The sequence below is a fragment of the Endobacterium cereale genome (assembly GCF_009617585.1).
GTDB classification, from domain to species: Bacteria; Pseudomonadota; Alphaproteobacteria; order Rhizobiales; family Rhizobiaceae; genus Neorhizobium; species Neorhizobium cereale.
Map to the genome: position 1 here is coordinate 1 of NZ_WIXI01000051.1, position 13,435 is coordinate 13,435.

Annotated in this window: 11 protein-coding genes, 1 tRNA gene and 4 pseudogenes; 12 read left to right on the forward strand and 4 right to left on the reverse strand. The window is 59.5% G+C overall.

Annotation, left to right across the window (positions count from 1 at the left end):
• From GAO09_RS26225 to GAO09_RS26245, 5 genes are all read left to right on the forward strand, one after another.
• Positions 1-679 (forward strand): metallophosphoesterase family protein (locus tag GAO09_RS26225; protein ID WP_153359428.1); only part of this gene is annotated, 679 nt, incomplete at its 5' end.
• The gene (locus GAO09_RS26230) at positions 676-1,839 is read left to right on the forward strand and encodes an ABC transporter ATP-binding protein (protein WP_153359430.1); all 1,164 of its coding nucleotides are present in this window, start codon (positions 676-678) and stop codon (positions 1,837-1,839) included. The genes GAO09_RS26225 and GAO09_RS26230, both read left to right, overlap by 4 nt.
• Positions 1,832-2,794: a carbohydrate ABC transporter permease gene (locus tag GAO09_RS26235; protein WP_235938515.1), complete on the forward strand. Its 963-nt coding sequence runs from the start codon at positions 1,832-1,834 to the stop codon at positions 2,792-2,794. Before GAO09_RS26230 ends, GAO09_RS26235 begins: the two co-directional genes overlap by 8 nt.
• Complete coding sequence (locus GAO09_RS26240; protein WP_153359432.1) at positions 2,794-3,627, forward strand: carbohydrate ABC transporter permease; 834 nt, start codon at positions 2,794-2,796, stop codon at positions 3,625-3,627. Before GAO09_RS26235 ends, GAO09_RS26240 begins: the two co-directional genes overlap by 1 nt.
• A gap of 63 nt (positions 3,628-3,690) precedes the next feature.
• Positions 3,691-4,959 (forward strand): ABC transporter substrate-binding protein, encoded by a 1,269-nt coding sequence (locus GAO09_RS26245; protein WP_324184673.1) that lies wholly within the window; start codon positions 3,691-3,693, stop codon positions 4,957-4,959.
• A 64-nt stretch (positions 4,960-5,023) separates the two neighbouring features.
• Here the strand turns inward: GAO09_RS26245 and GAO09_RS26250 are convergent, their stop codons facing one another.
• The 3 genes from GAO09_RS26250 to GAO09_RS26260 form a co-directional block, all read right to left on the reverse strand.
• Entirely contained in the window at positions 5,024-6,001 is a 978-nt protein-coding gene (locus tag GAO09_RS26250; protein ID WP_153359434.1) for a substrate-binding domain-containing protein, read from the reverse strand.
• A gap of 81 nt (positions 6,002-6,082) precedes the next feature.
• Entirely contained in the window at positions 6,083-6,292 is a 210-nt protein-coding gene (locus GAO09_RS26255) for a hypothetical protein (RefSeq protein ID WP_153359436.1), read from the reverse strand.
• Between the two features lie 242 nt (positions 6,293-6,534).
• Positions 6,535-7,293, reverse strand: coding sequence for an SIMPL domain-containing protein (locus tag GAO09_RS26260; RefSeq protein WP_153359438.1), 759 nt, complete (start codon positions 7,291-7,293; stop codon positions 6,535-6,537).
• Between the two features lie 160 nt (positions 7,294-7,453).
• On the opposite strand from GAO09_RS26260, the gene GAO09_RS26265 reads away from it, so the two are divergent.
• Positions 7,454-7,529: transfer RNA gene (locus tag GAO09_RS26265), tRNA-Ile, on the forward strand.
• A 200-nt stretch (positions 7,530-7,729) separates the two neighbouring features.
• Here the strand turns inward: GAO09_RS26265 and GAO09_RS30620 are convergent.
• Positions 7,730-8,770: pseudogene (locus tag GAO09_RS30620) on the reverse strand (tyrosine-type recombinase/integrase); the annotation flags it as partial.
• Between the two features lie 538 nt (positions 8,771-9,308).
• Between GAO09_RS30620 and GAO09_RS26275 the strand changes: the two are divergent.
• The 6 genes and pseudogenes from GAO09_RS26275 (at position 9,309) to GAO09_RS26300 (ending at position 13,426) form a co-directional block, all read left to right on the forward strand.
• Positions 9,309-9,769, forward strand: a pseudogene (locus tag GAO09_RS26275) (isochorismatase family protein).
• Positions 9,766-10,778: pseudogene (locus tag GAO09_RS26280) on the forward strand (GlxA family transcriptional regulator). Before GAO09_RS26275 ends, GAO09_RS26280 begins: the two co-directional pseudogenes overlap by 4 nt.
• 154 nt (positions 10,779-10,932) lie before the next feature.
• Positions 10,933-11,145 carry a type II toxin-antitoxin system Phd/YefM family antitoxin gene (locus tag GAO09_RS30180; RefSeq protein WP_153359440.1) on the forward strand — a complete coding sequence of 71 codons (213 nt, stop codon included), beginning with the start codon at positions 10,933-10,935 and terminating at the stop codon, positions 11,143-11,145.
• A 37-nt stretch (positions 11,146-11,182) separates the two neighbouring features.
• Positions 11,183-11,520 (forward strand): annotated as a pseudogene (locus tag GAO09_RS26290) (hypothetical protein).
• A 321-nt stretch (positions 11,521-11,841) separates the two neighbouring features.
• On the forward strand, positions 11,842-12,354 hold the full coding sequence (locus GAO09_RS26295) for an RNA polymerase sigma factor (protein ID WP_209018858.1): 513 nt from the start codon (positions 11,842-11,844) through the stop codon (positions 12,352-12,354).
• 88 nt (positions 12,355-12,442) lie between these two features.
• The gene (locus tag GAO09_RS26300; protein ID WP_153359444.1) at positions 12,443-13,426 is read left to right on the forward strand and encodes a FecR family protein; all 984 of its coding nucleotides are present in this window, start codon (positions 12,443-12,445) and stop codon (positions 13,424-13,426) included.
• Positions 13,427-13,435: the final 9 nt, after the last annotated feature.

Here is a 13,435-nt window from a genome sequence, read left to right on the forward strand (position 1 = left end):
CGAAACGTCGGTGCCGATGCTGATCATTCCCGGCAATCACGATGTCGGCCACCTGCCGGGTTCGCCGCAGCCCGTCAACGAAGAACGCCTCAACCGCTGGCGTGACATGGTCGGCCGTGACTACTGGTTCCACGATGCTGATACCGACAACGGCAACTGGCGTTTCATCGGCCTCAATGCTCTCCTGTTCGGCCAGGGTGATGATAGCGATGGTGCGGAAGAAGAAGCCCAGTTCGTCTGGCTGAAGGAAGTGCTGGAAGGTCGTGGTGACCGCCGCGTTGCCATGTTCTCGCACAAGCCGCTGTTCGTCGATGAACCGCAGGAAGGCGACACCGGTTACTGGGGTCTGCGCCCGGCCCAGCGCGGCCGCATGTATGACCTGATCGCTGTCCACGACGTTGCGCTGTTCGCCAGCGGCCACCTGCACTGGGCGTGGGAAGGCAAGCATGAGAACACGTCGCTCGTCTGGGGTCCGGCCGCTGCCTTCATCATCGATACGCTGGAGCGCGAAATGCCGGGCAAGCGTCTGGTCGGCGCCGTCGTCCACGAATTCGGGAACACGGTCAAGAGCACCATCGTCGCCGTTCCGGGCATGGTCGCCCATGTCATCGATGACGTCATCGAGGAAGTTTATCCGCAGAGCGCCAAAAAGGCGGAAGCAAACGAGGCCGCCGAATGAGCGCGCTTTCCATCACCAATGTCACCAAGTCCTTTGGTGACAATCACATCTTGAAGGGCATCAGCCTGGAGGCGGAAGCCGGCGAGTTCATCGCGCTGGTCGGCCCCTCGGGTTGCGGCAAGAGCACGCTGCTGCGCATCGTCGCCGGTCTTGAAGGCGCCGACAGCGGTGAGATCGTTGCCGGCGGCCGCGACCTGACGCGCCTGGTCGCGGCCGAACGCAACGTCGCCATGGTCTTTCAGTCCTACGCGCTCTACCCGCACCTGACCGCCGGCCAGAACATCGCCGTGCCGCTCGCCATGCGCAACCTGACGAGCTTGCAGCGCCTGCCGATGATCGGCTCGATGCTGCCGGGCCAGAAGGCAATCCGCAAGGACATCCTGCGGCAGGTCACCGACATGGCCCGCTCGCTGAAGATCGACCACCTGCTCGACCGCAAACCCGGCCAGATGTCCGGCGGCCAGCGTCAACGTGTGGCGCTTGCCCGCGCCATGGTGCGCCAGCCCGGCCTGTTCCTGATGGACGAGCCACTCTCCAACCTCGACGCCAACCTGCGCGTCCATGCGCGCGGCGAAATCGTCGATCTGCACCGCCGCGCCGGTGTGCCGACGCTTTATGTCACGCACGATCAGGCCGAAGCTTTGTCGATGGCCGACCGCGTTGCCGTGATGATGTCCGGTAGCCTGCTGCAGCTCGCGGCACCCGAAGTCATCTATGACGATCCGGCCCATATCGAAGTCGCCAAATTCGTCGGCCAGCCGCGCATCAACACCATTGCCAGCCGCGTCGATGCCGATGGCGCCGTCACGCTCGGCACATGGCGGTTGCAGCCGCATGAGCGGCTCGTCCCCGGCACCGACATCACCGTCGCCATCCGCTCGGAATTCCTATCGATTGCCGACATGGGAACACCCGGCCTGCCAGCCCATATCGAGCGCCTCGAATTTTTGGGCTCGGAAGTGATCGTCTACACCAAGCTCGACGCCATCGGCGAAAGCATGGTTGTCAAGCTCGCCCCGTCCGACGCCAGGGGCCTCGTCGCCGGCAAGCCGGTCACGATTGTTCCGCAGGGCGAACGCCTGATGGTGTTCGGTGCCGATGGTGCCCGCCTGCGCGCCGATCTCACCTTCACGACGCTGCTGGAGCGGGCGCATGGCTGACATGACCGCCATCTCCATTCCGGCCGAAGTGCCGCGCCAGAAGGCGCCAAAGCCCATCGTCCCCCGTCCCATCGTCAACGTCAGTGAACGTCACGAAGCCCGCGTTGCGTGGATGCTTGCCGCACCGGCAATGATCCTGATCGTGCTGTTCATCGTCGCGCCGGTCATCGCCGTCATCACGCTCGGCTTTACCGATTTCGAACTGGGTTACAGCACCTTCAAGTTTGTCGGTTTCGAAAACTACGCCGAACTTTTTGGTGATCGCACGTTCCGCCAGTCCTTGTGGAACACGGCCATCTATACGGCCATTGTCGCTCCGGCCTCGATCCTGCTCGGCCTCGGCGTCGCGCTGCTGATCGAAAGTGAAACCGTGGGCCGCTCCTTCTTCCGCACGGCCTATTTCCTCCCCGTCGCCTCGCTGCTCGTCGCCATGGCCACGGTCTGGCAATACCTGCTGCACCCCACCATCGGCCCGGTCAACAGCATGCTGGCCATGGTCGGCTTGCCCGGCCCCAACTGGCTCGGTTCCGCAGGCACCGTTCTCTACAGCCTGTCGATGATCGGCGTCTGGCAGACGGTCGGCTTCAACATGATCCTCTTCCTCGCCGGCCTCACCGCCATCCCGCGCGATCTGTATTCCGCCGCCGAAATCGATGGCGCAAAGTCCCCGATCGACCGGTTCTTCCTCGTCACGCTGCCGATGCTCGGCCCCACCACGGTCTTCGTCACCACGATCAGCATCATCAACGCGGTAAAAGTGTTCGAAACGGTCAAAACCCTCACCGAAGGCGGCCCCAACAAGGCTTCCGAAGTCCTGCTTTTCACCATCTATCAGGAAGGCTTTGTCTACCTGCGCGTCGGTTACGCCTCGGCCATGACAGTGGTTTTCCTCGCCGTGCTGGTGGTGATGATGTTCGCGCAATACCGCCTCGTCGACAGGAAGGTACACTACTGATGACCCAGACCTTTAACCTCGGCCGGGCCATCCGCCTCACCCTCCTGTCGCTCGGTGCGCTGATCTTCCTTGCACCCTACATCTTCATGATCTCCACAGCCGGCAAAGCCCAGAGCGAGATCTTCACCTCGTCACTGTCGCTCATCCCGACGCAGTTTTTCTACCTCGAAAATTTTGCCAAGGCGTTCGGCCGCGTCTCGATGGGGCAACTGCTCTGGAACGGTGTCGTGGTCTGCGGTCTGATCTTCGTCTTTCAGGTCGTCATCGCCATCCCTTGCGCCTATGCCATGGCCAAGCTGAAATTCGGCGCTGCCCGCCTGCTGATGGCACTGGTCATGCTCGGCTTGCTGGTGCCGATCCACGCCACCTCGCTGCCGCTTTACGTCGCCTTCGACAGCGCCGCCCTGCTAAACAGCTACACGGCACTCGTCGCCCCGTTCTCGATCTCGGTTTTCGCGATCTTCCTGTTCCTGCAGTTTTTTCGCGCCATGCCGGATGATCTCATCCACGCCGCCCGTCTGGACGGCATGTCGGAACTCGGCATCGTCATGCGGGTCATCGTTCCCAATGCCTGGCCGGCCATCACGGCCTTTGCGATCTTTTCAGTGGTTGCCCACTGGAACGACCTCTACTGGCCGCTGATCGTCGTTTCCAATCAGGCCTATGCCACCCCGCCGCTCGGTCTTCTGTTCTTCCGGGCAGCCGAAGCCGGCGACGACTACGGCGCGCTGATGGCCGCCACTTTGATCATCACCCTTCCCCTCGTTGCGGCATTTCTTCTCGCACAAAAACGCTTCGTCGAGGGCATCACCATGACCGGTCTGAAGGGATAGCCCGAACAACCGGTCGCCCCACTACCTCCCATCCTCCCGCCTATCCTCCCAAGGAGAAATGCAGTGAAGCATTTTGCAAAACTTCTCTCGGCCGCCGCCATCACCATGGCAGCCGCTTTCCCGGCGCATGCCGAAACCACCCTGACCGTGCATTACCCGATGCCGGGCTTCTTCAAGGACGTCATGGACAAGGTGTCCAAGAAGTTCATGGAAGAAAACCCGGACATCAAGATCGAGTTCGCCAACCCGTCGCCGACCTATGAGGAAGGCATCCAGACGATCATGCGCCAGGCCGGCACGTCCGAAATGCCGGACCTGACCTTCATCGGCCTCAACCGTCTGCGCATGGCCGACGAGCGTTCGATCCCGGTCGATCTCGCGCCGTTCATGGCCAAGGACAAGGCTTCGATGGCCGAACAGGGCTTTTCGGACACGATCCTGAAGCTCGCACAGGTCAACGGCAAGCAGGTCGGCCTCGCTTTCGCAACGTCCAACCCGATCATGTACTACAACGCCGATCTGGTGAAGGCTGCCGGTGGCAACCCTGACCAGCCGCCGAAGACATGGGACGAAGTGATCGCTCTCGGTGCAAAGATCAAGGCGCTCGGCAACGGCGTCGACTCGGTCGATTTCCGCTGGCAGGGTGACGACTGGATGTTCTCCGCGCTGCTGTTCGGCGCTGGCGGCTCCATGCTGTCGGAAGACGAAAGCAAGGTCGCGTTCAACGGTCCGGAAGGCCAGAAGGCTTTCAACGTGCTGTCGCGCCTCGTCAAGGAAGCCGGCATGCCGGTCTTCACCAAGGCTGCCGGTGAGCAGGCCTTCGTTGCCGGCAAGGTCGGCTTTGCCTTCCAGACCACCGGTGCCCTTGCCAACACCATCAAGAACGTTGGCGGCAAGTTCGACCTGCGCACCGCCGAGATCCCGCTTCTCGACCCGGTCAACGGCAAGCTGCCGACCGGCGGCAACGCCGTCGTCATCCTGACCAAGGACGAAGCCAAGCAGGACGCCGCCTGGAAGTTCGCCAAGTTCGCAGCCGGCCCTTACGGCGCCTCGGTTGTCGTACCGGGCACCGGCTACGTGCCGAACAACGAACTGGCTGCAAAGTCGCCGGAATATCTGGGTGACTTCTACGCCAAGAACCCGCTGTTCCAGGCTGGTCTCAAGCAGATGCCGCGCATGATCCCGTGGTACGCTTTCCCGGGTTCCAACGGTGTTCGCGTCACCCAGACCATCGTCGACAACTCTTCGCGCGTCGTTGACCAGTCTGCCAAGCCGGAAGAAGCACTTGACGATGCCGCCAAGGAAGTGAAGCGCCTGCTGCCACGCAGCTAAAAGGCCGGCACCGTGATGAAAAGCCGCCGCGCAGGAAACTGTGCGGCGGTTTTGTTTTGAAAAGTCAGATCGCCCGAACCGTACCGCCCGCCCGCATCGTGAACGGCACATCGAGATGCCGCGCCGGCGCATCGTTTTCGGCAATGTCGAGCAGCAACGAGGCGGCTGCCGCCCCCATGCTGACATCCGGCATCTCGATCGTCGTCAAAACCGGATCGATCAGTCGGCCAATCGAAATACCATCGAACCCCGCCACCGACACATCGCCCGGCACCGAAAGCCCCTCACGCTTCAAGGCACCGATGACGCCCAGCGCCAGAATGTCGTTGGAACCGATGATCGCCGTCGGTCGCGTCAGCCGCAAAGCCTCGCCGAGATCAAGCCGGTCATATTCGGTAAAACCGATCTCGACTGCCGGGATCGGTTCCAGCCCCGCCTGTTTCATCGCCTCGACATGCCCCTCATACCGATGACGCGCCCGGTCGGAGGCCGCAAAACTGCCCGACACGAACAGAATGCGGCTGTGGCCATGCGCAATCATGTGCCTTGTAATCATCCGGCTCGCCGCAAAATTGTCGGTGGTGACGGCCGCCGTAAAATCAGCTGTCGGACGATTGTGCATCAGCACGGTCGGCGGCATGTCGGCAATCGGCGGCTTATAACGCGCGGCATCGCACAACGTCAGGATCAGCCCCGTCGGCCGTTCGTTCAGTAGCGCCGCAATGGCATTCGCCTCCTGCGCCGGGTCGTAATTCGATTGCGCGATCAGCACACCATGCCCCGCCACCAGCATGCGGTTCTGGATGATGGAAACGGAAGTCGCAAAAACTGGATTGGTAATACTGGGGATCAGCAGGCCGATCACCGGCCGCCGCCCCGCCCTGCCCGCAGCCATGACCGAGGCGCGATACCCAAGTTCGGCCGCCGCCTTGGCGACCCGCCGCCGGGCGCTGTCGCTGACGGCCCCTTTGTCGGTCAGGACGCGGCTGGCCGTTGCCACCGAGCAGCCCGCGCGTTTCGCGACGTCTTCCAATGTAGCCATCGCTTGTCCGCTCCGTCCGTTGCCTCGAGGCGCGCGAGGTTTATGAAGATTGCGCGACAGTTTTACGACAACAGAGAAAACTCAATCCTTCGGCATGATCGCATAAAGCCGGAAGAAACGTGCCGCGCGCCGCTTTTCATCGGGATCGCGCCGCACGGAATCCCATGCCATCAGCAGCGCTTCATGCAGAGCAAGCCCCACCAGATGAGCGACGATACTGCGCTCGTCGATATCGCAAATCTCATCCCGGACCTTCTTCAACCCGGCCACCACGCTTTCGATATCCTGCATGTCAAAAGCCCCCGATGTGTTCCCCACATGCGCGAGACTACATGCAATCCAAGGCTGCATTCGGTAGAGTTAGATTTAAAGTAAAGCGTTAACGTGAGTATACGACGGACAGGGCAACCCACGCAAAGCAGGGATTGGAAATCCGAAAACACCGCCAAAGCAAAGGGATAAGCGGCTTGCATCGACGCGCCACGCCAAGCGTGGGCCGAACGGGCCGTGATACGGCCCGTTCGATGAAAAAATCAGTTCTGGTCGATTGCCAGCGTCATGGTCACGGAGATCGAATAGGTATTTTCGCCGGCTGCCACTGCAAAGCTGTCGGATTCGGCCTTCATCGCCGCCATGCGTGGCATCGGCGACGGCGGCATGAAACGATCTTCACCCTCGCTGATATCGACCACCTTGCCGACTTTCACACCGGCAGCTTCGGCAAGCGTGCGGGCTTTTTCTGTCGCTTCGGCAACAGCCTTCTTGCGCGCTTCGGTGCGGGCAGCAGACGGATCGTCATTGGTAAAAGTGATCTGGCCGCCCTGATTGACGCCGAGCTTCACCGACTGGTCGATAATGCCGCCCAGCCCCTTCAAATCGCGAATCTTGACGGTGATGCCGTTCTGCACTTCGTAACCGACGATCTTGGGCGGCGCACTGCCGGAATTCATGTAGTTCTGCTGGTATTGCGGATTGATAGAAAAATTGCTGGTCTGCAGATCCTTCTCGGCAATACCGGCCGTCTTCAGGGCGGCCAGAACCTGGCTCATGGCCGTATTGTTATCGGCAAACGCCTTTTCGGCGGTCTCGGCATTGCGCGCCACGGTCAAATTGATGATCGCCATGTCGGGCGCAACGGACGCTTCGCCGGTGCCGGTCACACGAATGACCGGTTCGCGCGCCGGGCGCTCCTGCGCCGACGCAGAGGTGGCGGCAAGCGGCAGGGCAACGAGCGTGGCAACGATGAGGGCGGAAAGAGGGCCGGTGGCGGAGCGATGATTGGTTCGGCGCATGGAAACGGTCCTTGTCTGAATAAAAAAACTTCGGCCACAACTCAGTGACGATCGATTGTGAACCTATTGCGGCAACGGCTTGTGAGGTCAGGGAAATTAAGTTAGAGCGTTTTTCGCGGAAGGCGAACCATTGCGCCACCGCGAGCCGTCTCTTACGGCTGGACCCGTAGCTCAATGGTTAGAGCCGGCGGCTCATAACCGCTTGGTTGGGGGTTCGAGTCCCTCCGGGTCTACCAATCCTATCCGTAGGCATTGAATTTCCATCATTTTTTCCTCGATTTGCCTCATCAAGATTTTGGCTTGGTAAAAGTGGGACAATTTTGCGGGACACGTATTTCTTGCGACGTTCAAAACCGGCATCGATGATGCGCTTGGACTGGGCGGACTTGGTATAATGTTGAGCCATCTTCGAATCGGACCAACCAAAGATAGCCATCAACTGATGCTCGGTCGCCCCCGCTTCAGCAAGAATGGTTGCAGAAGCCTTTCGTAGTCCGTGCGACGAGCATTCCGGCAGTTTCGCATCATTGCACCACTGGCGCATTTTGTTGCCAAAACCGTTCGAACTAAAAGCTTTTCCATACTCCGTGATCAGAAATGTCGATTTCTGATGATCGATTGTGTCCAAGGCCTCTCGCAACTCCTCCGTCACGGGCAGGCTTAACCAGAGCGCGCGGCGAGCGGCTCCCTTTTGCGGTGCGAACTCAATCCGATTGTTGACCAGATTTTTCAAACCCAGCCTTACGAGATCAGAACGTCTTACCCCTAAATTGAGCATTAACTCCATTGCAAGACGGGCCATGGAGCCTAGAGGGTAAAACTCGCGAAAACGCTCAACCTCCGCTTCACTCCAACTATGGAAACCAGATGATGTGTGGATTTTAGTGACACCAGCGCATGGATTGAATGTCGCAAGCTCCGCCGCAATCGCCCAATTGAATAAGGCTCGCAGATATTTAACCAATTTGTCAGCTGCGCCGGGCGTCTCGCCCCGCTTCATCTGGCTCGCTTCGATATCGGATTTCCGAATTGTCTTGAAGGGCAATTTGCCGACGTTGTTGCAGTATCGCTTGAGTACGCTCTTCTTATCTTTTTTCGTCGCCGGCGAATGGCTTTGAAACGCTTTTGAGCGGTAGTAATTTTCCACTAGCCATAAGACAGAACCAGGCTCAATACGCGCTATCAGAGGCTCATCTTTGCGGCCGCGATCCCCTGACATTACGCGATGGTACTCGGCCGTGAACTCCTGCGTCACACTGCCATTCTTGTCGCGATACGGAGATTTCATCCGATATTTCGGAAGGCCAGGGATACGAATATAGAAGCGCTCGTTTCCCCGTCGATCCACATCAACAGAGCAGTACCTAAAAGGGACACGACGCTCAGCCAACCGCGTGGTCAAACGGGTTTTCACAATCGTCATCCTCTTCGACATTGCGATGTAATTCAACGAGTTTGCGCCAAGACGATAAAACATCTCCGGTGTCCCACCGGCGTAAGGCGCCAATCTTGATCCCTCGCGGCATCCATCCTCGCCTCACCCATTCGTCAAATGTCGACGCTGATATGTCTAGCAAAGCAGCTGCTTCGGGGCGACTCACTGCGATCGGAAGAGAGACGGCATTCGGAATGCGGCTTTGGAGACTTGCCATTACTTTTAACGCCTCACGAACAACTCTAAAAATCTACGCCTTAAGGGGTACCTCGTTGCCCCATCATAGGCCATCAAACACACTTTCAAATTGTAGAATTTACCCTACGAACAAAAAGTGATCACGCCTCGACTAGCGCGCCATACAGCGCTTTCTGCACTGCAACGGCTAAGACGGCTTTCAAGTGTTTCGCCTTGATGGGATCAGAACCGCCGACCCGCTGAAATTTACCGTGACGCTGCCCATTTTATCCAAGATAGAGAGAAAAGATGACGGTGATGAGCGCCTTGGCGTGAATTGTCCGCTATAAGTCCCGTTGCTGCCTGTCGGTGCATGACGCAAGCCATATGATCGAGGCATCGCATCCGGAGAACCGTCATGCATCAAGACACAGCCCTCTTCGTCATCGACGCCCAAGAATCGTTCCGCCAGCGCTCCTATTTTCGCGAGGATGAGTTTCTCCCCTACATTGCACGCCAACAGGCGCTGATCGATGGCGCGAAAACGGCCGGCATCCCCGTCGTCCAGATATTCCATGTAGATCCGTGCGGCCCCTTTAGTGAGGCGTCGGGCCATGTGCGGACCATTGCACCTCTCAAACTCGAGGCGAATATCACCTTCCAAAAGACCCGGCACAGCGCACTTGTCGGCAACGGTCTTGACGTGTGGCTGACGGAACACGGCATTCGCAGGATCATCATCTCGGGCATCCGCACAGAACAATGCTGCGAGACGACCACGCGCCACGCCTTGCGGGCCGCTTCGCCCGTATCGCGACGGTCGAAGAGGCACTTGCGGGCGAGCATAAGGACGTAGCCGCATGATTGCAGCCGAGGGCGGGCAGGTCATACCGTTTTTTGTCCTGGTTCCGCCCCGGGCGCTGCTTCTCGATATCGCCGGACCGATGGAAGTGATGCGCAATGCCAACCTGGTCCAGTCCGACACCCGCTTCACCGTGACCTATATCGGGGTCTCGCCCGCCATGGAAACCTCCATCGGGCTCAGGCTGGCGGATATTGAACCACTTCCGATGGAACTTCCCGACGGGCCCACTATGGTCGTCTCCGGCGCCGTCGACCTCATGATGACCGGTCGCGACGATCGCAAGGGCGATGCCGTTGATGAGGCTGAGATCACCGGTGGCTGGCGCGCGCGATCCGGCCGGGCATTCGGCTCGTCACCGTCTGTTCCGGTGCGTTGCTCGCGGCGCTTGCTGCGCCTGCTGGAAAGCCACGAATGCACAACCCACCATTCGACACTCGATCAACTGGCCAGATTCGTGCCAACGGCACGGGTCCGCGCCAATCGCCTTTTCGTCGAGGACGGAGAAAGATTGACCAGCGCCGGCGTGACGGCCGGCATCGACCTCATGCTGGCGATCATCGCAAAGGAAATCGGCCACGGAGCCGCGACTGCCGTCGCCCGCAATCTCGTTGTCTACCTCCGGAGAACCGGTGCAGACGCACAATTGGCACCCTGGCTGGAAGGACGCAACCATATCCATCCCGCAGTCCACCGCGCGCAGCATGCCATCGCGGCTGATCCGGCTCGCGGCTGGTCGGTGCAGACGCTGGCGGATGTCGCGGCCACCAGCCCGCGCAACCTCTCCCGGCTTTTCAGCGATCACACCGGCACCAGCGTCACACTTATGTGAACCGCCTGCGCGTCGCGCTGGCAAGGGGACCTCATCAAGGGCACCCAGCTTTTATCGACGTCGTCGCCAAGCGCGCCGGCTTCACGTCGACCCGGCAATTTCGCAGGCCCTGGGGCCGCTTCAACGCCAGTGCGCGGCGGCGGGCGCGGGATGAGGCAGCAACCGTCCCAGATATATAATTGATCCGCATATTCGACATCATGCGCCAAGGCGGGCGTTGAATATTGTGCAGGTAGCTCCCGCAGTAATCGACAATGTCCGCATAGCAGCAGCGCAAATATCTTAAATATCTGGAAATCCAGATATTCTGGAGATCCAGTTCGGAGATTGTCTATGCGCCACTACACGACGGGTGACCTCAACAAACAGGTCGGCGATGTCACAGATGCGGCGAGCCGCGAGCCAGTGGTTCTCATCAAGCACAGGAAACCACGCTTCGTGTTGATGAGCTACGAGTATTATCAGCGCCTTTGCACCGGTGGCGATCCTCGCAAGGCTCATCTTGCCTCGAACATGCCAGATAAGCATAGAGAGCTGTTTAGTTAGGAAATAGATCGACTGGCGCGTGGTGAAGGGTATGGCGATGAGCCGTGAGTTCCTTCCCAGCCAAATCATTTCCTATCCGTATCTATGGGGCTGGCAAGATGAGCATGGCGAGACAGAAGGACGCAACCGCCAAAGTCCGACCGCGCCGCCTTGGAAATTCCGGATACGGAAGCGCGTCGAGCCGGCCTGAGCGATCTGAAGCGCTGTTGAGTGATGGTCGATGAATATAATTACGATGTCGCCGAACGCTCCTGGTACGTTGAGCCCGACGAAAAGGTCCTTGGTCGTTTTAGCAGGGCGTTCATGATCAAGATCGCAGCCGCATTTGGCGAAGCTTCCAAAAAATCTGGCCGCCGGATCAACCGAATGGATTGATCCGTTCGGGCCGATCCTTGCGAGTTCGTCATTCGATACCAAGCCTGACGGGGGCAACGACGACTACGCGATGGCGACGGCTCTTGAGATGGTGTGAACCAACGCCCTGCGGATTTACTCGTCGACCGTTCCGCAAACGCCTCTATGAGCCTGGGAACGCGCAGTGATCACTGATGCAGGTTTACAACTGCCACAAAAGAAGACAATTGCACTCAAATTAAATCCAGGGTCCGGCCTAGAAAGGCGCCGCGCCGTGCTTTAGCGATCTCCTACGTATGTTGGCGACTTTCGCGAACGACGAGAATGGCCGGCTCAATCCCGATGACGACTAAAATCGCCCGACTGCTGAACTCCTTCGTGCATCTGAAACCCCAGTTGATCGCAACAGCGCGTCAGCGGCGGATCAATCAGTCGTCGGCGGAAGATCTTATCCAGGATGCGTGGATCAAGGTGCAGACCGCGATGCCGGAACATCGCATCGAAAATATTGCCGGATATATTCACCGGACCGTTTCCAATACGACGATCGACCATTTGCGCCGCGAAAAGCGCCGTCGCGAAATCGATGCCGAAGTTCAGGATATCTTGCGCGAGGACATCGAAGACCGTTCCCCTGAACGCGCCTACATGGCCAGGCAGACACTCGACGCGGTGACCGAAACTCTTGAAGCAATGCCGGAGCGCTCGCGCCGGATATTTTTGATGAACCGGATGGATGGCCTCAGCCATAAGCGGATAGCCGAGCTTGAGGACATCACCGAGGAAGCCGTCTATTATCACATCCGCCGCGTTCTCGAACGTCTGGCCTATTTGCGCCGCGAGATGGATGCGTGAAACCGTTTCGGCGGATCGACCTTTGACGCCTGTGTGATAAGACCGTCGACATTCAATCCCTTTTACGAAAACGCTTCGATATAAGAGCATGAGCGACACCGACCACGATCGACCGGAGAACCATCGCGCTGCACTTGATGCGCGTGACTGGCTCGTGCGCCTGACGTCCGGATCGCTCAGCGCTGCCGAGCTTGAACAGTTCAGGCTTTGGCGGGACTGTCGCCCCGAACATCGCACTGCGTTCGAGCACGAGCGACGGTTCTGGAACCAGCTCGACCGTCTGGTGCAGCCGGCCGGAAATGTCGCACGAATGCAGACTTCCAGCCTGACGCGCCGCTCCCTGATTGGCGGCGGCGTGGCCCTTGCCGCTGCGTCGGCAGGCTTTGTCGCCGCTCCGCGCGTCTCACTCTGGTGGCAGGCCGACTTTATCGTGCCCGCCGGAAGCCAGCGCGAGGTGCCACTGCCGGACGGCACGATTGCGGCTGTGAATACCGGCGGGGCCCTCAAGGTCGACTTCCGGGTGGGCCTGCGCCTCGTCCATCTCCTGCGCGGCGAAGCGGAGTTCCGCATTCCACCTGCCGCCGATGGCAGCCCGTTTCGCATTGCCACCGGTGGCGGCAACACGGACATGCAGGATGGGCACCTAACGATCGGCAATGCCGACGACCTGACGACCGTTGCCGTTGTTGCCGGACATGCGGCCGTCTACAGCCCGCTTGCGCCGGACGAAACCGCCTTGTCACACAGGCCCCGCGTCGATCTCGCACCGTCACAGCAAACAATGTATCTGGCTGGCGCGAATCCCGGCCAGCCCCGCACTGCCGACCTGGAGATGCTCCTCGCCTGGCGGCAGGGAAAGATCATCTTCGAAGGCAAGTCTTTTGCCGCCGCCATTTCCGACATCGGTCGTTATGTTGCCGAACCGGTCATCCTGCGGCCGGGCATCGATCGCGAGCTTGCCGTCAGCGGCATATTTTCCACCGCCCAGCCTCTCGCTGCGTTGCAGTCTCTTGCCAAGACGCAAGCACTGTCTGTCCGACGCATTCCCGGCATCGCGGTCATTCTTGCCTGAAATCGAAAA

What these genes read in the sequence shown, in the direction of transcription:
- GAO09_RS26230 (WP_153359430.1), top strand. Translation starts at nt 676, where the DNA reads ATGAGCGCGCTTTCCATCACCAATGTCACCAAGTCCTTTGGTGACAAT.
- GAO09_RS26235 (WP_235938515.1), top strand. Translation starts at nt 1,832, where the DNA reads ATGGCTGACATGACCGCCATCTCCATTCCGGCCGAAGTGCCGCGCCAG.
- GAO09_RS26240 (WP_153359432.1), top strand. Translation starts at nt 2,794, where the DNA reads ATGACCCAGACCTTTAACCTCGGCCGGGCCATCCGCCTCACCCTCCTG.
- GAO09_RS26250 (WP_153359434.1), bottom strand. Translation starts at nt 6,001, where the DNA reads ATGGCTACATTGGAAGACGTCGCGAAACGCGCGGGCTGCTCGGTGGCA.
- GAO09_RS26255 (WP_153359436.1), bottom strand. Translation starts at nt 6,292, where the DNA reads ATGCAGGATATCGAAAGCGTGGTGGCCGGGTTGAAGAAGGTCCGGGAT.
- GAO09_RS26260 (WP_153359438.1), bottom strand. Translation starts at nt 7,293, where the DNA reads ATGCGCCGAACCAATCATCGCTCCGCCACCGGCCCTCTTTCCGCCCTC.
- GAO09_RS30180 (WP_153359440.1), top strand. Translation starts at nt 10,933, where the DNA reads ATGCGCCACTACACGACGGGTGACCTCAACAAACAGGTCGGCGATGTC.
- GAO09_RS26295 (WP_209018858.1), top strand. Translation starts at nt 11,842, where the DNA reads ATGACGACTAAAATCGCCCGACTGCTGAACTCCTTCGTGCATCTGAAA.
- GAO09_RS26300 (WP_153359444.1), top strand. Translation starts at nt 12,443, where the DNA reads ATGAGCGACACCGACCACGATCGACCGGAGAACCATCGCGCTGCACTT.